The organism is Bradyrhizobium sp. 160 (assembly GCF_023073735.1).
In the GTDB taxonomy this organism is placed as follows: Bacteria; Pseudomonadota; Alphaproteobacteria; order Rhizobiales; family Xanthobacteraceae; genus Bradyrhizobium.
Map to the genome: position 1 here is coordinate 222,641 of NZ_JADPKD010000005.1, position 20,482 is coordinate 243,122.

Below are 20,482 nucleotides of genomic sequence, written 5' to 3' on the forward strand. Positions count from 1 at the left end.
GCGGCATTCCCGAACGAGAATGCCGCCCCGCGATCGCGTCAGCCGTGCAGCTCAGCCATGTAGTTTCCTGGCGGTCTCCGCGATCTGGCGGCCCTGATAGCGTGCGCCGGCGAGCTCGTTGGCGCTGGGCTGGCGGCTGCCATCGCCGCCGGTGATGGTGGTGGCGCCGTAGGGTGCGCCACCCGTGACCTCGTCGAGCTTCATCTGTCCGGCGAAGCCGTAATTCATGCCGACGACGATCATGCCGAAATGCAGCAGGTTGGTGATGATCGAGAACAGTGTCGTCTCCTGGCCGCCATGCTGGGTCGCGCTCGACGTGAACGCGCCGCCGACCTTGCCATGGAGCGCGCCCTTGGCCCACAGCCCGCCGGCCTGGTCGAGGAAGTTGGCCATCTGCGAGGCCATCCGGCCGAACCGGGTGCCGGTACCGACGATGATCGCGTCGTAATTGGCGAGATCTTCGATCTTGGCGATGGGGGCGGCCTGATCGAGCTTGTAGTGCGAGGCTTTCGCGACCTCCGCCGGCACCAGCTCCGGCACGCGCTTGACGTCGACATTGGCGCCGGCCTCGCGCGCGCCTTCGGCAACGGCATTCGCCATCGCCTCGATGTGGCCATAGGCGGAATAATAGAGGACGAGAACTTTGGTCATGGGTGGTCTCCGTTGGATGACGAGGTGAGTTATTTGTTCGCCGTCGTTGCCGGGCTTGACCCGGCAACCCATCGCTTTTCAAAAAGCTCTTTACGAAGGCGATGCATCCCCGGCTCAAGGCCGGGCATGACGAGTTGCTGTGTGCTGGCGGCGCCTACGCCGCATCGACGAGCACGAGCTCCGAATCTTCCAGAGCGGTGATCTTCAGCCTGTCCTCGTCGCGGATTGCGGCACCGTCGCGGGCTTCGACGCGAACGCCATTGATCTCGACCGCGCCCGCAGCCGGCACCAGGTAGAGGTGCCGTGACTTCTGCGGCGTGTATTCTGCGCTCTCGCCGGCCTTCAGGGTGGTGGCGAGCACCCGCGCATCGGCGCGGATCGGCAGCGCGTCGGTGTCGCCGTTGAAGCCGCTCGCGATGGTGACGAGCTTGCCGGAACGGTCCGCCTTGGGGAATGGTCTCGAGCCCCAGGTCGGCTGACCGCCGCGTGCGGTCGGCTCGATCCAGATCTGGAAGATCCGCGTTCTGGTCGGCTCGAGATTGTACTCGGAGTGGCGGATGCCGCTGCCGGCGCTCATCACCTGCACGTCGCCGGCCGCGGTGCGTCCCTCGTTGCCGAGGCTGTCCTGATGGGTGATCGCGCCCTCGCGCACATAGGTGATGATTTCCATGTTGGCGTGGGGATGAGCGGGAAAGCCGGTGTTCGGCGCGATCTCGTCGTCGTTCCACACCCGCAGGGCACCGTGGCCCATGTTGTTCGGGTCGTAGTGGCTGGCGAAGGAGAAATGATGCTTGGCCTTGAGCCAGCCATGATCGGCGCCGCCGAGCTTTGCGAAGGGTCTGAGTTCGATCATGTGCGTAATTCCTTGATTTGAGCGGATGGCGCCTGAATCAGGCGCCGAATCCGCCGTCGACATTGAGCACCGTTCCGGTGACGAAGGAGGCTTCGGGGCTTGCGAGGAAGACGACGCCGGCGGCGACTTCCTCGGGGCGACCGAAGCGCTGGAGCGCGTGCTGCTTGCGCTGGGTCTCGGCGAACTCGCCGCCGTCCTTCGGATTCATGTCGGTGTCGATCGAGCCCGGCTGCACCACGTTCACGGTGATGCCGCGCGGGCCGAGATCGCGCGCCGCACCCTTGGTGTAGCCGACCACGGCCGCCTTGGTGGCGACGTAGTCGGCAAGTCCGGGGAACGAGGCGCGGTCGGCCAGCATCGAGCCGACCGTAATGATGCGACCGCCCTCATTCATCAATTGCGAGGCGGCGCGGATCGCCGCGATCACGCCATGCACGTTGACCAGATCCTGGCGGGCGAACGCTTCGATGTCGGCATTGGCATCGTCGATCGCTCCGCCCGCGGCGACGCCGGCATTGTTGACGAGGATGTCGAGATGGCCGAACTCCTTGGCCACGTCTTTGACCAGCTGCGTCACGTCATCGGCCGAAGCCTGATCGGCCTTGAAGGCGCGTGCCTTGACGCCCTTGGCTTTCAAATCGGCAACGACGGCCTCCGCCTTTTCGGGCGAGGCGACGTAGCTGATGGCGACGTCCGCGCCTTCATCTGCGAGCGCGCGGGCCGAAGCCGCGCCGATGCCGCGCGAGCCGCCGGTCACGAGAGCAACCTTGCCTGAGAGCTTCTTGGTCATTGGATGTCTCCATTGCTGGAATTGCGATTGACCCTTGGATAAGCCTCCGTCTGTGGTATAGAAATAGAAACTGTTGAAACTCATTGTTTCACTAAATGCCCCAACGACGGACTTCAGATGGCAAAACTCCCTGATTTCGAGGCGCTCGCGGTTTTCGCAAAAGTCGTGGAATTGCGGTCGTTTGCAGGGGCCGCAAGCGAGCTCGCGATGTCGAAGGCGACGGTCTCCAAGGCGGTCACCCGGCTGGAGGAGAGGCTCGGCGCCCGGCTGTTCAACCGCACCTCCCGCCGGCTCGCGTTGACCGATGCCGGCCACAAGCTCGCCGAACGCGCGACGCGCCTGCTGGCCGATGGCGAAGCCGCGGAGAACGAAGCGCTGGCGCAATCGGTGGCGCCGCGCGGCCTGGTCCGGCTCGCGGTGCCCATGACATTCGGCATCAAGGCCGTGGCGCCGCTGCTGCCGGAATTCTTTCAGGCCTATCCGGAAGTCTCGGTCGACCTGCATTTGAGCGATGCGACCGTCGACCTGATCGGGGAAGGCTTCGACATGGCGGTACGGATCGCGCGGCTGCCGGATTCCTCGCTGATCGCACGGCAGCTCTTCACCATGCCGCGCTATACCGTGGCGGCGCCGTCTTACCTCAAGCAATATGGCCGTCCGACGCATCCGATGCATCTGGCCGAGCACAAATGCTTCAGCTACGCCTATCTCTCGACGCCGAATGCTTGGCACTACACCAATTCTGCCGGTGAGCAGGCCAGCGTGCGCCCGGGCGGCCAGCTCCGCGTCAACAATGGTGAAGCGGTGATGCCGGCGCTGATCGCGGGCCTCGGTATCGCCGAGTTGCCCGAGTTCATCGTCGGCGAGGCGATCTCCTCAGGTCAGGTCGAAGTGATCCTCAAGGACTGGAAGCAGGCCGAAGGCGCCGTGCACCTGGTGACGCCGCCCGGTGGCCCGCGTCCCGCGCGCGTCGAGGCCCTTGGCGATTTCCTGGCCGCGAAGCTGCCGGGCACCTGTAAGCGGCGGACACGCGGGAAGGCAAAGACGTCGTAGAGCCACGCAGACTGACAGATCTCACGACCTCGTCATTGCGAGCGCAGCGAAGCAAACCAGAGTAAACCCGCGGAGAGACTCTGGATTGCTCGTTGCAAGAGCTCTTCGCAATGACGGGTTAAAACGAAGGCAACTTCACGCCGTCGATCGCGACAATGCGCAAGCTCGGCTTCAGCGTCTCTTCCAGCTGCGACTTCAATTCGTGAACACGAGGGTCGCTCGAGCGTCTCGCGCAAACCGCATATTGATGGACGGATTGCGCCAGTGCGCGTCGCGCTTCCGGCGTTCGCGTCATTTCGGGCGTTGAAAGTCGCAAGACGATCCCGGCGAGATTCACCAGCATCTCGTCCAAGGCGACGTCGATGGTCGCAAGTTTTCCCATGGCACACTCCTCGGAGGGAAACGGAGGCCTCAGGCATGCGTTCCGGACCCGGTCGAACATGGCTAATGCTTCGTAAACATCTTGTTCTTGCCGATCGCGACGTTAGGCTGGCAAGCGAACGAAGAAAAAATGAGGGGAGGGACCTGCCATGGACCGACGCGACGTCCTGCGCGCCGCTGCTGCACTGCCGTTGCTTCGCGCTGCGTTACCTGACAATGCCTTCGCTCAAACCTATCCCGCCCGCAACATCACCATGATCGTGCCGTTTCCCGCTGGCGGACAGGCCGATCTGGCGGCGCGTCCGGGGGCCCAGGCGCCGGAGCGGATCCTCGGCAAGCCCGTGATCGTCGACAATCGCGCCGGCGGTGGCGGCGGATCGGTGGGCAATGCCGCGGCCGCGCGCGCCGAGCCCGACGGCCACACGCTGCTGATGACACTGTCCTCGCTCGCGGTGCTCCCGGAAGCCGACCGCCTGTTCGAGCGTCCTGTTGCCTACGAGGTCTCGCAGTTCATGCCGATCGCGCGCGTGCTCGCCGATCCCACGCTGCTCGCGGTGCCAGCCTCGGCACCGTGGAAGACGGCGCAGGATTTCGTCGAGGACGCGAAGAGGCGACCGGGCCAGATCACCTATGGCTCGTCCGGGCCCTACGGCACGCTGCACGTGGCGATGGAAATGTTCGCAAGCAGCGCCGGCATCAAGCTGCTGCATGTGCCGTTCCGCGGCGCAGGTCCCGCACTGACCGCCATCCTCAGTGGTACCGTGCAGGCGATCGCCGCCGCACCCGGCACGCTGAAGCCGCAGGTCGACGGCGGCAAGCTGCGCGTGCTCGGCAATTGCGGCGCGCAGCGCATCGCGAGCTTCCCCGACGTGCCGACCTTTCAGGAGCTCGGCTACAGGGATGTCGAGATGTACATTTGGGCCGGCCTGTTCGCGCAGAGCGCGCTGCCGGCCACGATCGCGACCCGTCTGCGCGAGGCGATGGCGCAGGTGATGACGAGTCCGGACGTGCTCAAATCGTTCGAGGCCTCGGGCAGCCTCGTGGCCTATCAGGATGCCCCGGCCTTCGCGCAATTCGTCGCGGCCGACAGCGCGCGGCTGATCGCGGCGGTGAAGAAGATCGGCAAGGTGGAGTAGGTTCCAGGCGCGCTTTCACGTTTTGTTGTTGGTCCAGAACCTTCCCCCGCCTCATTGATTGAGGAGGTTTTGACGGATTCGGGAAGGATCGGGACATGCGAACAGAGCGGATTGCGCTGGGTGTGGCGCTCGCGGTCAGCGGCATCGTCGCGCAGAGCGCGGCATCCGCGCAAGAATACCGCGGCACGATGGAACAGCAGATGGCCTGCACACCTGATGTGTGGCGTCTGTGCAGCGATCAGATTCCCGACGTGAACCGTATCGTGGCCTGCTTGCAGCAGAACACGCCGCAGCTCTCCAGCGGGTGCCGTGCGGTGTTCCAGTCGAACAATCAGACCCAACCGCAGCAGCCGGTGCCGCGTAACCGCGCCGCACCGCCGCCGCCGCGCTATAACGCGGCTCCGCCTGGGGCTCAGCCCCGACCCTACGATGACGATTAAAGCGCTTTCACGCGACGTGGATACCCGGTCGCGTGGAGAGGTTCGGTTTTGATTCGATCAAAACCGATAAGGCCCTAGTCGGACCTGATTTCGCAGACGTCGACCCATTCGGCCGCGACCAACTCGGCCATCCGATCCGGGGCGATGCGCACGGCACTGTGGGTCGAGCCCGCGGCTGGCACCACGACGTCGAACGCTTTCAGCGAGACGTCGCAATAGATCGGCAGCGGTGCCTTCAGGCCGAACGGGCACACGCCGCCGACCTCGTGGCCGGTGATCTCGGCGACCTCTTCCGGTCCCAGCATTTTCGGCTTGCCCCCGAACTGCGCCTTCACCTTCTTGTTGTCCATGCGCGATGTGCCGGCGGCGACGATCAGGATCACGCGCTCGCCGACGCGCAACGAGAGCGTCTTGGCGATGCGCCCCGGCTCGACACCATAGGCTTCAGCCGCCAGCATCACCGTGGCGGAGCTAATCGGGGATTCGATGACGGTAATGTCGGGGGCTTTCTCGGCGAAGAAATCGCGAACGGATTGCAGGCTCATTCCAAACAGCTCATTCCAAACAGTTCACTCGAACTCATGGGCAGCTAGCGATCTCTAAGCGATGCTTGGCAGCTCGGAGAGCGCGCGGACACGATGATCCGGCGCGAAGCCGAGCTCGTCCATCTGGGTGCGGATCGCCTTGAACATCGTCAGCGGTGCCATGAGTTCGGTCTCGACGCAAGCCAGCGCCATGGCTTCGGGTGCCACCCGCTCGATCCAGGCAACCTTCAATCCGAATGATTTCGCGCCGGCGGCGTCCCAAGGATTGGAGGAGACGAACAGAACCTCATCCGGCGCGGTGCCGAGCACCTCGCCGATGAGTTCATAGGCCTCCGGGCTCGGCTTGAAGATGTTCTTGGCGTCGACGCTGATGGTGGCATCGAGCAGGGCATCGAGGCCGGAATTGCGCACGAGCGCGTTCAGCATGTCCGGGCTGCCGTTGGAGAGAATGGCGAGCTTGCGCGGCCTCAGGGCCGCAAGCGTTGCGGTCGCATCCGAATAGAGATCGAGATGCAGATACTTCTCGATCACGCGCTCGAACGCCTCGCTGTCATAAGCGAGCCCGAGCACGCGCAACGTATAAGCCAGGGAGTCGCGCGTGACCGCCGAAAAATCCTGGTAACGCCGCATCAGCGAACGCAACCAGGTGTATTCGAGCTGCTTGATGCGCCAGACCTGCGTGATGATCTCGCCATAGCCTGGAAATGCATCCTCGGTGATCTCAGCGACCGACTGGATGTCGTAGAGCGTTCCGTAGGCGTCGAAGACGACGGCTTTGAGGGGCAATTGACCGTCCTCCGGGCTCGATGCAGGCGCAGGACTATAGCGGGCGCGGTGATATCGATCCAAGCAGGAAATTCGGATCGGGCGCTGTTGCGCGGCCAAGCGTGTGCGAGGAATTCGATCGGGTTGCGAGGCGAACGCTGCAATCTTTCAACGAAGCGAAGCGCATCTGGCGTGAATGCGTTCCGAAGTCGATCAGGCTGATACCACCGAAGGGGAGCTCTTGCGTGCAGTTGAGAAGCTGCGCGCCGAAGCCACTAGAGAACCGGGAGTTACACCGTGATTTGGCGCGGACGATGTGACCGGAAGCAGCTTCCGTTGGCGCAGTATCCGTTGCGCCCACGAAAATCAGCCAGACTCCACCGATCCATGAGCGCGTCTAGATTCCCAGCAGCTTGCGCGCATTGGCTTTGAGCACCTTCGGCCGGATCTCGTCGCGGATGTCGATCTTGGCAAAATCCGACAGCCAGCGGTCCGGAGTGATCACCGGCCAGTCCGAGCCGAACAGCATCTTGTCCTGGAGAATCGAGTTGATGTAGCGCACCAGGATCGGCGGGAAATATTTCGGCGACCAGCCCGAGAGGTCGATATAGACGTTCGGCTTGTGGGTCGCGACCGACAGTGCCTCCTCCTGCCACGGGAAGGAGGGGTGGGCGAGAATGATCTTGAGGTCGGGGAAATCGGCCGCGACATCGTCCATGTACATCGGGTTGGAGTATTTCAGCCGCATGCCCATGCCGCCGGGCATGCCGGAGCCGACGCCGGTCTGGCCAGTGTGGAACAGCGCGATGGCGCCGCCATTGTTGATCTCTTCATAGAGTGGATAGGCCATGCGGTCGTTGGCGTAGAAGCCCTGCATGGTCGGGTGGAATTTGAAGCCGCGTACGCCGTATTCCTCGATCAGCTTGCGCGCCTCGCGGACGCCCAGCTTGCCCTTGTGCGGATCGATCGAGACGAAGGGGATGAGGACGTCGAGGTGGTCGGAGGCGACCTCCAGCATCTCGTAATTGTTGTAACGGCGGAAGCCCGTCTCGCGCTCGGCGTCGACCGGGAAGATCACGGCGGCGATGTTCTTGGCGCGGTAGTACGCCGCGGTCTCCGGCACTGTCGGCGGATGCTTGTTTGGCGACTTGAAATACTCCGCCATCTGCGCCTGGAAATCGTCATAGCCGTCGTCGGCATGGCAGCCGCAGGGCTCCTCGGCATGGGTGTGGATGTCGATGGCGACGACATCGTCGATGTTGGGCAGCTTCAGCTTCGGCATGGGTTTCCTCCCGGCGGGTTGCCGAATTGATTATATGATATAACGAATTTTGCAAGGCGCTGCCGCAGGTTATCGCTTGGCCGATCCGGCCGATCCGGCCGTTTCTACTGTGCATGGGGTTGTTTTCACGAATTTGCTGGATCGGAACGGGGCCGTTAACATTGACATCACCGCCCGCCATGCCTTAAGAACCGCCCCGTCCCGGGCGGTCCGCCAGCGGGAAAAATCTCATTTTGCCACATTCGCGCGTGCCGAAACGGTAGTGCCGAACACGGCCTTTCGAACGTTCAGGATTCTGCCATGAAGGTCCGTAACTCGCTGAAATCGCTGCGCGGTCGCCATCGCGCCAACCGCCTGGTCCGCCGCAAGGGCCGGGTCTATGTGATCAACAAGGTGCAGCGCCGCTTCAAGGCGCGCCAGGGCTGATCTCGCCCTGCCGGACGCCGCGCGCGTCCCGCAAGACCCGGTCTCACACGAGTTTGACGCCGCCTTTGCTTTGCAAGGGCGGCTTTACGCGTTTAGACTTTCACCATGGCAGTGAGATTCCCTTTCGCGCTTACGCTGTGTCTGGCCCTTGTCCTGGGAACCGCCGGCTTCGCCCCGGCGCGAGCGCAGCAGATTGAGCCGCCGCCCCCGCCCGGCAAGCAGAAGAAGCTGCCGGAAGCGCCGGCCAAGCTGCCCAAGGTCGACCGCACCAAGAACCTCGATTTCCTATTCGGCGCACTGAAGGCGGCGCCCGACGAGGCCAGCGCCAAGCATGTCGAGGCGCGGATCTGGGCGATCTGGCTCCAGACCCCGAGCGACACTGCGGCACTGTTGATGTCGCGCGCCAAGACCGCGGTCGACGCGCAGAAGATCGAGGTCGCGATCAAGCTGCTGGATTCGGTCATCAAGCTCAGGCCCGACTACATCGAGGCGTGGAACCGGCGCGCTACGCTCTATTACATGCAGAACGATTACGGCCGCTCGCTCGCGGATATCCAGCAAGTGCTGATCCGCGAACCGCGCCATTTCGGTGCGCTCGCAGGGCTCGGCATGATCATGCAGGAGGTCGGTGATGAGAAGCGCGCGCTGGACGCCTACCGCAAGGCACTCGCCGTCAATCCGCACCTCGAGAAGATTCCGGAGCAGGTCAAGGCCCTGACCGAGAAGGTCGAAGGCCGCGACATCTAGAGCACGATCCGGAAAAGTGTGCAGCGGTTTCCCGGAGAGATCGTGCTGAAGCAATAAGGCTTAACTCGATCATTTCTAGCGATCGCGGCCGGCGCGGATTAACCACGATAGCAGGCGTCGCATCGTGAGGGCTATTGCCGGGGCCGACGCCGGCCTACCTGCATGGCGGGAGCAAAGCCATGAAGCGTTTAATCTTTGCGGGTAGCTTGCTGCTCGCGTCGGGCACGGCGAGCCTCGCCGACGGATTGTTCTGGGTGGTCGGCAACCGCGCCACCGGCAAATGCAACATCGTGACCAGCAATCCTGTGATCATCGGCGATATCTGGTTCGGTGACGGCCCCTACAAATCCAAGGCCGACGCCAAGCTTGCGCGTTCGACGATCCGCGCCTGTCCCGCGCTCACGCCGGACGAGGAAAAGGACGAGGACGGGTCGAACTAGCCTGCACTCAATGCAGGACGCTGCCGCCGCGCTCGGCGAGGCCGCGATCGGCGGCCGCAGCGTAAGCTTTTGCAAGCTCCGCTTCGAGATGCTCGTTGATCAGGAGCAGCGCCCGCACGGCACCGCGCAGGTCGCCGTTACAGCTCGCGACGATCTCATCGATCGCAGTGTCGTTCGATCTGAAGCTCATCGAAAATCCTCCGGTTCAAACCAGGAAAATCCTGCCGGTCTTTCCCGCATCCCCGAGGTTGCGAGCAGGATCGGCGCCCACCCGCGCCTAGATGGCCGAACCGACCATGGCGATTATATGGATTCCGGGATAACGACCGCATGAAGCTGGGCCGAGGTGTCCGTATCGCCAAGGAATATTGTTGATTCCATTGAGTTTTTACGGTCCGAGATTGTGCACATATCCACAGCCCACCATTTCCGGTGGAAGCCTTGATGCCGGCTGAGCGAAACTGCCGTGTGCCAAGACCCGTAACTGCCCTGTGTCCAGGATCGCCCGGATTCTCTCGATGATCGTGATGTCAATCGTGACGGCGCTGGTTCTGTTGGCGCTGGTCACGCAGGCTGGAATCGTCGTCGTGCAGCGCGCCTTTCCGGCGCAGGGCCGGATGATCGAGGTCGACGGCGCTGTGCTTCACGTCGTCGATCTCGGCCCGCGCGACGCTGGCCTGCCGATCGTGATGCTGCACGGCGCGAGCTCCAATCTCGAAGCGATGCGGCGGCCGCTCGGCGATCTCCTCGCCAGGGATCGTCGCGTCATTCTGATCGACCGCCCCGGCCACGGCTGGAGCACGCGCCTGCGGCGGCAGGATTCGACGCCGCAGATCCAGGCGCGGATGATCGATGAAGCGCTTCATAGGCTCGGGATCGATCGCGCGGTGTTCGTGGTGCATTCCTGGAGCGGCGCCCTCGGCGCGCGGATCGCGCTCGATCACCCCCACCGCGTCGCCGGCCTCGTGATGCTCGCGCCCGTCACTCATCCCTGGCGCGGCGGCGTCGGCCGCTACAACGAGATCATCGCAACGCCCGTGGTCGGTCCGCTGCTCGCCTACACGATCACGCTGCCGCTCGGCTACGTCCTCGCTGAATCCGGTGCGCGCAACGTCTTCCTGCCCCAAGTCATGCCGGACGGCTTCGTCAAGGATTCCGCGACGCCGCTGCTGCTGCGTCCACGCGAGTTCATCGCCAATGCCTATGATCTGGTGACGCTGAAGGAAGCCGTGGCCGGGCAAGTCGCGCGTTACGGCGAGATATCGGCGCCGGTCACGATCATCGCCGGCGAGCCCGATAAGACCGTCTCGACCGGCATCCACGCGCGCCCGTTCGCTGCCACCGTGCCGAATGCGAAATTGATCGTGCTGCCCGATCTCGGCCACATGGTGCAGAACGCCGTGCCGGATCTCGTGAAGGCGGAGATCGAGGCGATGATCGGCAAGATCGTGCCGGCGCAGGCGGCCGCCGATTAGCGGCCGCCTTTTCCGCGCTTACTGCTTGATCTTCCCGTCCTTGTCGAATTGGGAAATGAAGGCCCAGAGATTGTTGATCTCGGTCTCGTTCTTGATGCCGGCGAACGCCATCTTGGTGCCGGGGATCTTGGCCTTGGGATCCTTGATGTATTCCTTGAACGTCGCCTCGTCCCAGGTGATGCCGGAATTCTTGTTCGCATCCGAGTAGTTGTAATCGGGAGCGGTGCCCGACTTGCGGCCGTTGAGGCCGTTGAGCTCGGGGCCGACCTTGTTCTTGGCGCCTTCGCCGATCGCGTGGCAGGCCAGGCATTTGTTGAACGACGTCTTGCCGGCCGCGACATCCTGCGCCATCGCGGCGGGTGCGGTGGCAATCACGGTGAGGATCGTCAGTGCGCCAAAAGTCAGTTTTGTCATCGGGTGCTCTTCGTCTCTTCCCTGGTGGGTCTAGTCAGTCTCTTGCCTGCGCGGCAATGGTCGGACGTGCCGGTTTTGGCAGGCCTGCCCGGCTTGGACAAGCCGCCAGACCATGACAGGTTTCACGATTTCCTACTTGTCCCAGAGCGAACTCTCGGAAAGATCGTTGATCCGACTTTCGATTGGCCTACCCAAACATCCGCGGACGTGGTTGATTTGCCGCGACAAATTATCAGGCGGCGTGAGCCGGAAACGAAATGCCGTGAAGGACTTGATATGGCCATCATGATGCCTGCGAGCGACCAGGCCGTGCTTGCACGCCGCGCGGACATCGTTGCCGCACTGCGCGCAATCGTGCCTGGCGAGGGTGTGATCGACAGCGCCGCCGAGATGCGAGCCTATGAATCCGACGGATTGACGGCCTATCGGCAGCCGCCGATGGTCGTGGTGCTGCCCGACACCACCGAGCAGGTCTCGCTGATCCTGAAATATTGTGCAGGGCAGGGCATCAAGGTCGTGCCGCGGGGGTCCGGTACCTCGTTATCCGGCGGCGCCCTGCCGCTCGAGGACGGCGTGCTGCTCGGGCTCGGCAAGTTCAAGCGCATCCGCGAGATCGATTTCGACAACCGCGTCGTCGTGACCGAGCCCGGCGTCACCAATCTCGCCATCAGTCAGGCGGTTGCGCATGCCGGCTTCTATTACGCGCCCGACCCGTCCTCGCAGATCGCCTGCTCGATCGGCGGCAACGTCGCGGAAAATTCCGGCGGCGTGCATTGCCTGAAATACGGCATGACCACCAACAACGTGCTCGGTTGCGAGATCGTGCTGATGAGCGGTGAGATCCTGCGCATCGGCGGCAAGTCGGCGGAGAATCCCGGCTACGACCTGATGGGAGTCATCACCGGTTCCGAGGGCCTGCTCGGGGTCATCACCGAGATCACCGTGCGCATCCTGCAAAAGCCTGAGACCGCGCGTGCGCTGATGGTCGGCTTCGCAGAAGTCGAAGCCGCCGGCGAATGCGTGGCACGCATCATCGGCGCCGGCATCATCCCTGGGGGCATGGAGATGATGGACAAGCCCGCGATCCACGCGGCCGAAGCCTTCGTCCACGCCGGCTATCCGCTCGACGTCGAGGCGCTGCTCATCATCGAACTCGACGGTCCCAAGATCGAGGTCGACGAGCTGATCACGCGCGTCGAGGCGATCGCGAATGGCTGCGGCTCCACCACCTGCCAGATCTCCAATTCCGAGGCCGAGCGCAATCTGTTCTGGGCGGGCCGGAAAGCCGCGTTCCCCGCGGTCGGGCGCATCTCGCCCGATTATCTCTGCATGGACGGCACCATCCCGCGCGGTGCGCTGCCGAAGGCGCTGGCGCGCATCCGCGAGCTCTCGGAAAAATACCAGCTCGGCTGTGCCAATGTGTTCCATGCCGGCGACGGCAATCTGCATCCGCTGATCCTCTACGACGCCAACAAGCCGGGCGAGATCGAGCGTGCGGAGGCCTTCGGTGCGGACATCCTGCGTGCCTGCGTCGAATTCGGCGGCGTGCTCACCGGCGAGCACGGCGTCGGCATCGAGAAGCGCGATCTGATGCCCGACATGTTCAGCGAGATCGACCTCAACCAGCAGCAGCGCCTCAAATGCGCCTTCGACGCCCAGGGCCTGCTCAATCCCGGAAAAGTGTTTCCGACCCTGCATCGCTGCGCCGAGCTTGGCCGCATGCATGTCCATGCAGGCAAGCTGGCGTTTCCGGACATCCCGCGGTTCTAGGCTCGCAATGTCGGATCTTCCTCATCCTGGACTGTCTATGTCGACGCTGTCGGGAGAAGTGCTCGCCGCAATTCACACCCGAAGATCGGTCACGTTTCAGCTCGATCGCGCGTGAGAGGCGGCGATTGGCAGGAGACACATGACCGGGCGTGGCGCGTCGCCGAACGGCGCAGCGAGGCTACACCATTCGGCTTTCCTGATGCTACCGCGGGTCTATATCAGCGCATATTGCGTACGTTCGCGCCTGGTCAGCAGAGGTAGGGCTTGACCGGCGATATGGCTCTTAAAATGTGCGCTGTCCTGATGCGCCTTGAACGCGGCCTCGTCGCGGAATAGCTCGTAGAACAGGAACTGGGCCGGATTGTCCTTGGCGCGGCTGATCAGGAATAGTTTTACGCCGGGCTCGCTTTGAGCCTGTGGCAGGAAGCTACGCAGGATCTCGGCAACCCGATCGGCTTCTTCAGCCTTCGCTTCCCATTGCGCCACGACCAGCAGACCGCCGCCGCCGACGGCCTGATGGATGGCTTGTTGGTTCATTGATTGTTCGTCCATGATGGAGCTCCGTTGTGACGAGAACCATGCGACCGGTAGCGAAGTCTCGGGTGAAGATGGTTCGATGATGATCGAAGTGCGGATGTCGCCGGGCGTAGGCCGAGGTGCACTCCATATCCTCATGGGAGACCGACAAGCTGTCGTCTCGCCCATGAAGGCCCGGCGGTTGCAGCGCGGATTTCGTCCTTGAGACGCTTGCTGCGCAAGCTGCTCAGGACGAGGGAAGGCGCGACGCTCGGGGTGGCCGCCCACGTTCGCAACCCTCGTCGTCGCCTTGGGATCGCTCACACAAAGAGCCGCCGGGTTGAGACCGCGGCGGCTCTTGTCATTGGCCTATTGGCAATTGCGAGATGGCCGTCAGTAGCTACGTTTCGTGCTCGCGCCCGTGGTTTGGCCGGGAGCGTAGCCAGAAGCGCCGGGATGACCTTTCTTAGAACCCATGGCCTGCTTCTTATGTCCCGGAGCGTAGCCGGATGCTCCCGGATGGCCTGCCTTGGAGCCCTTGGTTTGCATCTCGTGGCCCGGCGTCTTGCTTGATACGCCTTGGGCAAAGACGGTTGGTGCAGTGCCAATGAGGGCGATGGCAGAAAGTGCAATTATCATCCTCTTCATCTTCATTCCTCCTCTCAGCGAAGAACTTTGATCAACGGGTTGGAAACTGCGCCGTTCCATGAACGCCTGTTCATCAATCCATTATCGCAGGTCAGCAAACGCCCGACGTGCGCGGCTCCGATTCGCCGAAAAAGCAGTGCCGATGATCGCGACGGTTGATGCAGAACGCGGAGTCTAGCTGTGGGCGCCGAGCGATTGCGTCGCTCACGGTTTGCTCGCTCGACCTGCCGACAATGCTCTCGTCCGGGTGGGCGAGCCACGCGAACAAGATCACCACAGCGTCAAAAGCGACCTACCCGACGATCGTGCCAAGGCGCGCTTCGGCCGCCGGCACGACGGCCGATCCGGCTCCCATTTGGCCGAGAACTCAGGTGGATTTGAGCACGCCGTTCATTCCGTTCGGATAGAACCCGCCTTTGCTGACACCCTGCTTCTCGGTCAGATAAACGATATGGAGCACCTCCTGCGGCGTGCGGCGGAAGGCAATGGCATCGGGCGTGGACGGAACGACATTGGCTTTGCCGTTCATCCGGATGCCCTGGTCCTTGTCCTGACCACCGTCGACCTTGTCCCGGGCGTCGGAGATGGCGTTGGCCGCATTCCAGGCCTTTTCACCCATCAAATAGAGCTGCGAGCGCGCCATCCCCATGTGGTACGCCTCGACGGCCAGAATGCCCGCCGCAGCCTCGACGAACTCCTTGCTCTTGAGCAGCGGCGCTGCCCCGGCATATGCCGTCACGCCGACATCCTCAAACAGCATGCCGCCCAGCAAGACACTCATGTCATCAGCAAACGGATCGAAGTCGGCGGGGAGACCAGCGGCCTGGGCGGCTGCCTTGAAGCCCGCATCGAAATCGATGGCCGGGCGCGATACTGCCATCCGGCCCAGCGTCTTGCGATAGAAGCGCACGTGGGCAAGCTCGTTCTCGGCCAGCTCCTCGACAAACTCGCGGATTTCCTTCCTGTCGAATTTGGCTTCGTGTCCGCCAGCGACCCTCGCGGCGTCGGGTCCAGCGTCAGAATCATCGATCCCCTTGCCGGTCGTGGCACGCAGATAAAACTCAGCCTCCATGTATTCCAGGTTCAACGCGAACTGAAAGATGTCCTCATCCTTCACTTCGGCGGCATGTATTCCGACGCCAGTGGTTTCCTGGTGCTTCTGTTGTGCTTTGTGCTGCGCATGGGCTGTGGGGATCAACAGCCCGCTCAGGCCAAGGACCGACAAACCGGCAACGGATTGCCGTCGGGAGATACGAACTCGCTCCACGTTCATGGCAAACCTCCTCTTCGTGGTGGTTGTGACGCGCCTTACAAGAGCCGCAGATCGCCCCGCCCATTTTCGCCCGCTTCGCGCTGGCGCGCCGAATGCATGTCAAATGCGAGTGCGTGCGTCCGTTCCTATTGGGGAGCAGGCAACCCTGATCGTCCGCAATCGCCCTGTGACAGTCCGCGGCGTGCGCTGATGTCTGCCCAGCAAGGGGAGCGCGTGGCCGCCGCTCTTTCGCGTTGCACCAGAGATTGCCGGGCCGAGCGATGCGCAAGGCTTGCCAGATTTGATTTCCGGCGCGAATTTCGTTACGGCCTCTTCCCGTGGATACGCTGAAGGTCAGAGACGCCAAAGACGTCGAAGAGGTGGTGCGCGCGGCGATCGCCAACGAGCAGCCGCTCGAGATCATCGGTCATGGCTCCAAGCGCGGCATCGGCCACGCGATGGCGACCAATGCTGTACTCGACGTCTCGGCGCTCAATGCAGTCACCTCCTACGAGCCCAACGAGCTGATCGTCACGCTCCAGGCCGGTGCGCCGCTGGCCGACGTGCTGTCGCTGATCGATGCCAAGAACCAGCAATTCGCCTTCGAGCCGATGAACACGGCGCCGTTGCTCGGCGCGCCGGCGCTCGGAACCATCGGCGGCATGATCGCCGCCGGGCTCGCTGGTCCGCGGCGGATCAGGGCGGGCGGGGCGCGCGATCACCTGCTCGGGGCGCACGCCGTCTCCGGTTTCGGCGACAGCTTCAAGACCGGCGGCAAGGTGGTGAAGAACGTCACCGGCTACGACCTCTGCAAGCTTCTCGCCGGCTCCTGGGGCACGCTGTCGGTGATGACGGAGGTCACGCTCAAGGTGATGCCCAAGCCCGAGGCCGAGCGGATGTTGGTGCTGCGCGGGCTCGACGACGCCGAGGCCAACAAGGCGATGACGGCGGCACTCGGCTCGCCCTTCGACGTTTCCGGTGCCGCGCATCTGCCGAAATCGGCCTTTCGGGCCAAGTCGGAAGGACTTGGCGACATCGCGAGCCAGGACGAGGCGTTGACCGTGCTGCGGCTCGAGGGCATCACGGCCTCTGCCGCGCACCGCGCAGGCTCCTTGCGCGAATTGCTGGCGCCGTTCGGAACTGCGACGCTGGTCGAGGACGTGGCATCCGCGGCGCTGTGGGCCACGATCCGCGACGTCCTGCCGTTCGCGGCAAGCGGTGCGCTGGGCGCCTGGCCGGTCTGGCGGATCGTCTGTCCGCCGGCATCAGGGGCAGCGCTCGGCACCCAATTGGCCCGTGAGACCGGCGGGGACGTGATCTACGATTGGGGCGGCGGGCTGATCTGGGCGGCGTTGCCGCCGAAGCCGGACGCGCATGCCCCGGCCGTGCGCCAGCGCACCAACGCGTTCGGAGGACATGCCACGCTGATCCGGGCGACCGAGGGCGTCAGGCGTGACGTCGATGTCTTCCATCCGCAAGCGCCTGGCATTGCCGCGCTGAGCGAGCGGGTGCGCACCAGCTTCGATCCGAAGACCATTCTCAACCGGGGGCGGTTGACGCGGAGCGCTGCGACATGAAGACCGAATTCTCACTGGCGCAGCTCGCCGACCCCGACATCGCGGAGGCCGACAAGATCCTTCGCGCCTGCGTCCATTGCGGCTTCTGCACAGCAACCTGCCCGACCTATGTGCTGCTCGGCGACGAGCTCGATAGCCCGCGCGGCCGCATCTACCTGATCAAGGAGATGCTGGAAAAGGACCAGGCGCCGACCGCCGAGGTGGTCAAGCATGTCGACCGCTGCCTGTCGTGCCTCGCCTGCATGACGACCTGCCCCTCAGGGGTGAACTACATGCATCTCGTCGACCAGGCCCGGGTCCGGATCGAGCAGCGCTATCAGCGGCCGCTGACTGAGCGGTTGTTGCGCCAGGTGCTGGCCTTCGTCCTGCCAGACCCGCGGCGCTTTCGCGCGAGCATGGTGCTGGCGCGGCTGGCCCGCCCGCTTGCCGTCTTCCTGCCGACGCCCCGGCCCTCGGCCACGCCCGGGTTGATCCAGCGCATCAAGGCGATGCTGGCGCTGGCGCCGAACCGGCTGCCATCGCCGGGGCCCCGCGCCGGCAGCGTGTTCGCCGCGCTCGGCAAGAAGCGCGGCCGGGTCGCTCTGCTGCAAGGCTGCGCTCAGCAGGTGCTGGCGCCGCGCATCAACCAAGCCGCCGTCAGCCTTCTCACCCGCCACGGCATCGAGGTTGTCCTGGTCCGGGACGAGCAGTGCTGTGGCGCGCTGACCCATCATCTCGGCGACGACCATGACGCCTTGACGCGAGCCCGCGCCAATGTCGCGGCGTGGCGGAAGGAAGCGGCCGGCGAGGGGCTCGACGCCATCCTGGTGACGGCCTCCGGCTGCGGCACCGTGATCAAGGACTACGGCTATCTGCTGCGCGAGGACGCTGCGTTCGCCGCCGACGCGGCCAAGGTCTCCGCGATCGCCAAGGACATCACCGAATACGTCGCCGGCCTCGAACTCGCGACCACCGCGCCGCACGATGACATCGTCGTCGCCTATCACTCTGCGTGTTCGTTGCAGCATGGGCAGAAAATCACGGACCTTCCGAAAGAATTGCTTTCCAAGAATGGATTCGTGGTGAAAGATGTGCCGGAGAGCCATTTGTGTTGCGGTTCGGCGGGGACCTACAACATTCTCCAGCCCGAGCTTGCGGGCCGGTTGCGCGATCGCAAGGTCGCCAACATCGCGAGCGTCAAGCCGGACATGATTGCCGCGGGCAATATCGGCTGCATGGTGCAGATTGCCAGTGGCACGTCAGTTCCGGTCGTACACACGATTGAGCTTCTCGATTGGGCTACGGGCGGGTCGCGGCCGGCATTGAACGCGCAAGTTTGAGCTTTCAAAAGCTGAGCTTTCGTCCGGAGGTGACGGCTGAAGACGCCCGATCGACCATTGTTCGGCGGCAACAGGAGGACCACGATGGCGAAAGCGAAGAAGAAAAAAAGCAAGAAGGCCAAAAAGGCCAAGAAGGTCGTAGCGGCGAAGAAGAAGACCGCTAAGAAGGCAGCCAAGTCCGCGAAGAAGTCTGCCAAGAAGGCTACGAAGAAATCTGCCAAGAAGGCAGCCCCGAAGAAGGCCGCCAAGAAGGCGGCGACTAAGTCGGCCAAGAAGGCCGCACCCAAGAAGGCCGCGAAGAAAGCGGCACCGAAGAAGGCGAAGGCAGCTCCCGCGCCGAAGCCATCAACGCCGGCAGCTCCGGCTGCCGAGCCTGTCGCTGAGACAAGCTGGGCGATGCCTTCGTCTTCTGCGGAAGCTGCGCCGGCCGAGGGGCAAGGCTAGGCAGAGCGACCACCACCATCGACGACAGGAAGGCCGCTGCGGTGACGCGGCGGCCTTTTTGCATCGCCGCAAGCACCTTTAGAGGCCGCCCTTTTCTGCGCCTGTCTGATTCGTAGCCGGGGTGCCACGCTGCCTGGCTTTCCCGTACTTGCACGGTCCCTCTCGTGCACCTTGCAACGCAAAGAATGTGTTCGAGAAGACACACAGGCTGACAACGTTTCGTGGAATCGTCAAAACGCCTAAAAAGTCGGCAGATGCCCGCGCTTTTTGCTTCACGGCTCGCACCCCTCAATCCAAATTGCCGCAGTTACGAGATTGCAATCAAGTCGAGCGCTCCGGGGGGTACCGGGATCCGACTGGGGCTTAAGAACTGGCGATGGGGATCGAAATGAAAAAAGTGGCTTTGTTGGCAACGGCGCTGGCAATGGTGACGGGTTCGGCTTTCGCGGCAGACATGCCGGTCAAGGCATTGAAAGCCCCGCCGCCGCCCGCCTTCGATCCCTGGGACATCGCTTTTGGCGGCGCGATCATGAGCGACTACATCTTCCGCGGTATCAGCCAGTCGAACCACAAACCGTCGGTCGCCGCCTATTTCGAGCCGCGCTACAACGTCACCAAGGACCTCCAGCTCTACATCGGCGTCGCCGGTGAGAGCATTTCCTTCCCCAACCGCGCCGCGGCCGAGATCGACGTCTACGGCGGCATCCGCCCGACCTTCGGTGCATTCGCTTTCGACATCGGTGTTTGGGGTTATCTCTATCCGGGTGGCACCTGCTTTTACGGCGCGCCGACCGACACCGCCGGCAACCCGCTTAGCGCGCAGTGCGCCGCCAACGCTCTGCTCAACGGCAACGTCATGAAGAAGGACGTGAGCTTCTTCGAGGTCTACGGCAAGGTGAATTACACCATCAACGACAACTGGACCGTTGGCCTGAACGAGTACTATACGCCGAGCTTCCTGAACTCCGGTGCGTGGGGCGACTATGTGTCGATCACCGCCAAGTACACGGCGCCGAGCACCTTTTTCGGCTCCAGCGGCGTCGGGATGTACGTCTCGGGTGAGTTCGGCCGCCAATTCCTGGGCACCTCCGACTCGTTCTATGGCACCGGCTTCGCTGCGCCGGGCTTCGCTGGTCCGTTCCCGAACGGCATCAAGTACGCCGACTACAACACCTGGAATATCGGCATCGGATTCACGTACAAGGTATTCACTCTCGACCTGCGTTACTCCGACACCGACCTTTCGAAGGCGAACTGCAACGCCTTCACCAGCGACTACACGGCAGGCTTCAACGGCAGCTTCAGCAACATCAATCCGACTGGCGTCGGCTCCAATTGGTGCGGCGCCGCCGGCATCGCCAAGCTGTCCTTCGACCTGACAGCGATGACCAACCTGAAGTAAGTTTCTTCCCGAAACGACTTGATGAGGGCGGCGGAGCAATCCGCCGCCCTTTTGCTTTGGGGTCGGGTCTCTTCGCAAACGTCATGCCCGGGGCTTGTTCCGGGCATCCACGTTCTTTGGCACTGCCGCGCAATGAGCGCGTAGATGGCCGGGGCA

24 protein-coding genes are annotated in these 20,482 nt (G+C 63.3%); 12 read left to right on the forward strand and 12 right to left on the reverse strand.

The annotated features are described in order from the left end of the window. Positions 1 to 51 precede the first annotated feature (51 nt). The 3 genes from wrbA to IVA98_RS02060 all read right to left on the reverse strand — a co-directional run bounded on the left by wrbA (position 52) and on the right by IVA98_RS02060 (position 2,294). Positions 52 to 651, reverse strand: coding sequence for an NAD(P)H:quinone oxidoreductase (wrbA, locus tag IVA98_RS02050; RefSeq protein WP_247299322.1), 600 nt, complete (start codon positions 649 to 651; stop codon positions 52 to 54). Between the two features lie 154 nt (positions 652 to 805). Then, on the reverse strand, positions 806 to 1,504 hold the full coding sequence (locus tag IVA98_RS02055; protein ID WP_247299324.1) for a pirin family protein: 699 nt from the start codon (positions 1,502 to 1,504) through the stop codon (positions 806 to 808). A gap of 37 nt (positions 1,505 to 1,541) precedes the next feature. After that, positions 1,542 to 2,294, reverse strand: coding sequence for an SDR family NAD(P)-dependent oxidoreductase (locus tag IVA98_RS02060; RefSeq protein ID WP_247299326.1), 753 nt, complete (start codon positions 2,292 to 2,294; stop codon positions 1,542 to 1,544). A gap of 117 nt (positions 2,295 to 2,411) precedes the next feature. On the opposite strand from IVA98_RS02060, the gene IVA98_RS02065 reads away from it, so the two are divergent. Further along, positions 2,412 to 3,347, forward strand: coding sequence for a LysR family transcriptional regulator (locus tag IVA98_RS02065; protein ID WP_247277631.1), 936 nt, complete (start codon positions 2,412 to 2,414; stop codon positions 3,345 to 3,347). A 118-nt stretch (positions 3,348 to 3,465) separates the two neighbouring features. On the opposite strand, the gene IVA98_RS02070 is transcribed toward IVA98_RS02065, so the two are convergent. Next, the gene (locus tag IVA98_RS02070; protein WP_247299328.1) at positions 3,466 to 3,729 is read right to left on the reverse strand and encodes a hypothetical protein; all 264 of its coding nucleotides are present in this window, start codon (positions 3,727 to 3,729) and stop codon (positions 3,466 to 3,468) included. A 148-nt stretch (positions 3,730 to 3,877) separates the two neighbouring features. Here IVA98_RS02070 and IVA98_RS02075 point away from each other — a divergent pair, with 148 nt between their 5' ends. Beyond that, complete coding sequence (locus IVA98_RS02075; protein ID WP_247354243.1) at positions 3,878 to 4,864, forward strand: tripartite tricarboxylate transporter substrate binding protein; 987 nt, start codon at positions 3,878 to 3,880, stop codon at positions 4,862 to 4,864. Positions 4,865 to 4,959: 95 nt separating this feature from the next. Beyond that, positions 4,960 to 5,304 carry a hypothetical protein gene (locus IVA98_RS02080; protein ID WP_247336826.1) on the forward strand — a complete coding sequence of 115 codons (345 nt, stop codon included), beginning with the start codon at positions 4,960 to 4,962 and terminating at the stop codon, positions 5,302 to 5,304. Positions 5,305 to 5,378: 74 nt separating this feature from the next. On the opposite strand, the gene IVA98_RS02085 is transcribed toward IVA98_RS02080, so the two are convergent. From IVA98_RS02085 to IVA98_RS02095, 3 genes are all read right to left on the reverse strand, one after another. Further along, positions 5,379 to 5,849 (reverse strand): YbaK/EbsC family protein, encoded by a 471-nt coding sequence (locus IVA98_RS02085; protein ID WP_247336829.1) that lies wholly within the window; start codon positions 5,847 to 5,849, stop codon positions 5,379 to 5,381. Between the two features lie 54 nt (positions 5,850 to 5,903). Beyond that, on the reverse strand, positions 5,904 to 6,635 hold the full coding sequence (locus tag IVA98_RS02090; protein WP_247299334.1) for a haloacid dehalogenase type II: 732 nt from the start codon (positions 6,633 to 6,635) through the stop codon (positions 5,904 to 5,906). A 376-nt stretch (positions 6,636 to 7,011) separates the two neighbouring features. Continuing rightward, positions 7,012 to 7,896 (reverse strand): amidohydrolase family protein, encoded by an 885-nt coding sequence (locus tag IVA98_RS02095; RefSeq protein WP_247277625.1) that lies wholly within the window; start codon positions 7,894 to 7,896, stop codon positions 7,012 to 7,014. Positions 7,897 to 8,196: 300 nt separating this feature from the next. Here IVA98_RS02095 and ykgO point away from each other — a divergent pair, with 300 nt between their 5' ends. The 3 genes from ykgO (at position 8,197) to IVA98_RS02110 (ending at position 9,509) form a co-directional block, all read left to right on the forward strand. Then, on the forward strand, positions 8,197 to 8,322 hold the full coding sequence (gene ykgO / locus IVA98_RS02100; RefSeq protein ID WP_006611362.1) for a type B 50S ribosomal protein L36: 126 nt from the start codon (positions 8,197 to 8,199) through the stop codon (positions 8,320 to 8,322). A gap of 105 nt (positions 8,323 to 8,427) precedes the next feature. Beyond that, positions 8,428 to 9,069 carry a tetratricopeptide repeat protein gene (locus IVA98_RS02105; protein ID WP_247299336.1) on the forward strand — a complete coding sequence of 214 codons (642 nt, stop codon included), beginning with the start codon at positions 8,428 to 8,430 and terminating at the stop codon, positions 9,067 to 9,069. A gap of 179 nt (positions 9,070 to 9,248) precedes the next feature. Further along, positions 9,249 to 9,509, forward strand: coding sequence for a hypothetical protein (locus IVA98_RS02110; protein WP_247299338.1), 261 nt, complete (start codon positions 9,249 to 9,251; stop codon positions 9,507 to 9,509). 7 nt (positions 9,510 to 9,516) lie between these two features. Here IVA98_RS02110 and IVA98_RS02115 read toward each other — a convergent pair whose 3' ends face one another. Then, the gene (locus IVA98_RS02115) at positions 9,517 to 9,699 is read right to left on the reverse strand and encodes a hypothetical protein (RefSeq protein ID WP_018648440.1); all 183 of its coding nucleotides are present in this window, start codon (positions 9,697 to 9,699) and stop codon (positions 9,517 to 9,519) included. 328 nt (positions 9,700 to 10,027) lie between these two features. Here IVA98_RS02115 and IVA98_RS02120 point away from each other — a divergent pair, with 328 nt between their 5' ends. After that, positions 10,028 to 10,984, forward strand: coding sequence for an alpha/beta fold hydrolase (locus IVA98_RS02120; RefSeq protein ID WP_247299340.1), 957 nt, complete (start codon positions 10,028 to 10,030; stop codon positions 10,982 to 10,984). 18 nt (positions 10,985 to 11,002) lie between these two features. On the opposite strand, the gene cycA is transcribed toward IVA98_RS02120, so the two are convergent. After that, positions 11,003 to 11,398 carry a cytochrome c-550 CycA gene (cycA, locus tag IVA98_RS02125; RefSeq protein WP_247299342.1) on the reverse strand — a complete coding sequence of 132 codons (396 nt, stop codon included), beginning with the start codon at positions 11,396 to 11,398 and terminating at the stop codon, positions 11,003 to 11,005. A 276-nt stretch (positions 11,399 to 11,674) separates the two neighbouring features. Here cycA and IVA98_RS02130 point away from each other — a divergent pair, with 276 nt between their 5' ends. After that, positions 11,675 to 13,168 (forward strand): FAD-linked oxidase C-terminal domain-containing protein, encoded by a 1,494-nt coding sequence (locus IVA98_RS02130; RefSeq protein WP_247299344.1) that lies wholly within the window; start codon positions 11,675 to 11,677, stop codon positions 13,166 to 13,168. A 213-nt stretch (positions 13,169 to 13,381) separates the two neighbouring features. On the opposite strand, the gene IVA98_RS02135 is transcribed toward IVA98_RS02130, so the two are convergent. The 3 genes from IVA98_RS02135 to IVA98_RS02145 form a co-directional block, all read right to left on the reverse strand. Continuing rightward, entirely contained in the window at positions 13,382 to 13,720 is a 339-nt protein-coding gene (locus IVA98_RS02135; protein ID WP_247336838.1) for a putative quinol monooxygenase, read from the reverse strand. Positions 13,721 to 14,077: 357 nt separating this feature from the next. Beyond that, complete coding sequence (locus IVA98_RS02140) at positions 14,078 to 14,332, reverse strand: hypothetical protein (protein WP_247336842.1); 255 nt, start codon at positions 14,330 to 14,332, stop codon at positions 14,078 to 14,080. A 367-nt stretch (positions 14,333 to 14,699) separates the two neighbouring features. After that, a complete protein-coding gene (locus IVA98_RS02145; protein ID WP_256466517.1) occupies positions 14,700 to 15,605 on the reverse strand; it encodes a ferritin-like domain-containing protein in 906 nt (301 codons plus the stop codon). A gap of 317 nt (positions 15,606 to 15,922) precedes the next feature. On the opposite strand from IVA98_RS02145, the gene IVA98_RS02150 reads away from it, so the two are divergent. From IVA98_RS02150 to IVA98_RS02165, 4 genes are all read left to right on the forward strand, one after another. Continuing rightward, a complete protein-coding gene (locus IVA98_RS02150; protein ID WP_247354244.1) occupies positions 15,923 to 17,161 on the forward strand; it encodes an FAD-binding protein in 1,239 nt (412 codons plus the stop codon). Beyond that, a complete protein-coding gene (glcF, locus tag IVA98_RS02155; protein ID WP_247299352.1) occupies positions 17,158 to 18,480 on the forward strand; it encodes a glycolate oxidase subunit GlcF in 1,323 nt (440 codons plus the stop codon). The genes IVA98_RS02150 and glcF overlap by 4 nt, the downstream gene beginning before the upstream one ends. Before the next feature lie 84 nt (positions 18,481 to 18,564). Next, a complete protein-coding gene (locus IVA98_RS02160) occupies positions 18,565 to 18,924 on the forward strand; it encodes a histone (protein ID WP_247299354.1) in 360 nt (119 codons plus the stop codon). A gap of 388 nt (positions 18,925 to 19,312) precedes the next feature. Further along, a complete protein-coding gene (locus IVA98_RS02165; protein ID WP_247277757.1) occupies positions 19,313 to 20,326 on the forward strand; it encodes a TorF family putative porin in 1,014 nt (337 codons plus the stop codon). Positions 20,327 to 20,482: the final 156 nt, after the last annotated feature.

What these genes read in the sequence shown, in the direction of transcription:
- IVA98_RS02060 (WP_247299326.1), bottom strand. Translation starts at nt 2,294, where the DNA reads ATGACCAAGAAGCTCTCAGGCAAGGTTGCTCTCGTGACCGGCGGCTCG.
- glcF (WP_247299352.1), top strand. Translation starts at nt 17,158, where the DNA reads ATGAAGACCGAATTCTCACTGGCGCAGCTCGCCGACCCCGACATCGCG.
- IVA98_RS02080 (WP_247336826.1), top strand. Translation starts at nt 4,960, where the DNA reads ATGCGAACAGAGCGGATTGCGCTGGGTGTGGCGCTCGCGGTCAGCGGC.
- IVA98_RS02055 (WP_247299324.1), bottom strand. Translation starts at nt 1,504, where the DNA reads ATGATCGAACTCAGACCCTTCGCAAAGCTCGGCGGCGCCGATCATGGC.
- IVA98_RS02160 (WP_247299354.1), top strand. Translation starts at nt 18,565, where the DNA reads ATGGCGAAAGCGAAGAAGAAAAAAAGCAAGAAGGCCAAAAAGGCCAAG.
- IVA98_RS02140 (WP_247336842.1), bottom strand. Translation starts at nt 14,332, where the DNA reads ATGAAGAGGATGATAATTGCACTTTCTGCCATCGCCCTCATTGGCACT.
- IVA98_RS02075 (WP_247354243.1), top strand. Translation starts at nt 3,878, where the DNA reads ATGGACCGACGCGACGTCCTGCGCGCCGCTGCTGCACTGCCGTTGCTT.
- IVA98_RS02145 (WP_256466517.1), bottom strand. Translation starts at nt 15,605, where the DNA reads ATGAACGTGGAGCGAGTTCGTATCTCCCGACGGCAATCCGTTGCCGGT.
- IVA98_RS02065 (WP_247277631.1), top strand. Translation starts at nt 2,412, where the DNA reads ATGGCAAAACTCCCTGATTTCGAGGCGCTCGCGGTTTTCGCAAAAGTC.
- IVA98_RS02085 (WP_247336829.1), bottom strand. Translation starts at nt 5,849, where the DNA reads ATGAGCCTGCAATCCGTTCGCGATTTCTTCGCCGAGAAAGCCCCCGAC.
- wrbA (WP_247299322.1), bottom strand. Translation starts at nt 651, where the DNA reads ATGACCAAAGTTCTCGTCCTCTATTATTCCGCCTATGGCCACATCGAG.
- IVA98_RS02135 (WP_247336838.1), bottom strand. Translation starts at nt 13,720, where the DNA reads ATGGACGAACAATCAATGAACCAACAAGCCATCCATCAGGCCGTCGGC.
- IVA98_RS02115 (WP_018648440.1), bottom strand. Translation starts at nt 9,699, where the DNA reads ATGAGCTTCAGATCGAACGACACTGCGATCGATGAGATCGTCGCGAGC.
- IVA98_RS02120 (WP_247299340.1), top strand. Translation starts at nt 10,028, where the DNA reads ATGATCGTGATGTCAATCGTGACGGCGCTGGTTCTGTTGGCGCTGGTC.
- IVA98_RS02130 (WP_247299344.1), top strand. Translation starts at nt 11,675, where the DNA reads ATGGCCATCATGATGCCTGCGAGCGACCAGGCCGTGCTTGCACGCCGC.
- IVA98_RS02095 (WP_247277625.1), bottom strand. Translation starts at nt 7,896, where the DNA reads ATGCCGAAGCTGAAGCTGCCCAACATCGACGATGTCGTCGCCATCGAC.
- IVA98_RS02105 (WP_247299336.1), top strand. Translation starts at nt 8,428, where the DNA reads ATGGCAGTGAGATTCCCTTTCGCGCTTACGCTGTGTCTGGCCCTTGTC.
- cycA (WP_247299342.1), bottom strand. Translation starts at nt 11,398, where the DNA reads ATGACAAAACTGACTTTTGGCGCACTGACGATCCTCACCGTGATTGCC.
- ykgO (WP_006611362.1), top strand. Translation starts at nt 8,197, where the DNA reads ATGAAGGTCCGTAACTCGCTGAAATCGCTGCGCGGTCGCCATCGCGCC.
- IVA98_RS02070 (WP_247299328.1), bottom strand. Translation starts at nt 3,729, where the DNA reads ATGGGAAAACTTGCGACCATCGACGTCGCCTTGGACGAGATGCTGGTG.
- IVA98_RS02165 (WP_247277757.1), top strand. Translation starts at nt 19,313, where the DNA reads ATGAAAAAAGTGGCTTTGTTGGCAACGGCGCTGGCAATGGTGACGGGT.
- IVA98_RS02110 (WP_247299338.1), top strand. Translation starts at nt 9,249, where the DNA reads ATGAAGCGTTTAATCTTTGCGGGTAGCTTGCTGCTCGCGTCGGGCACG.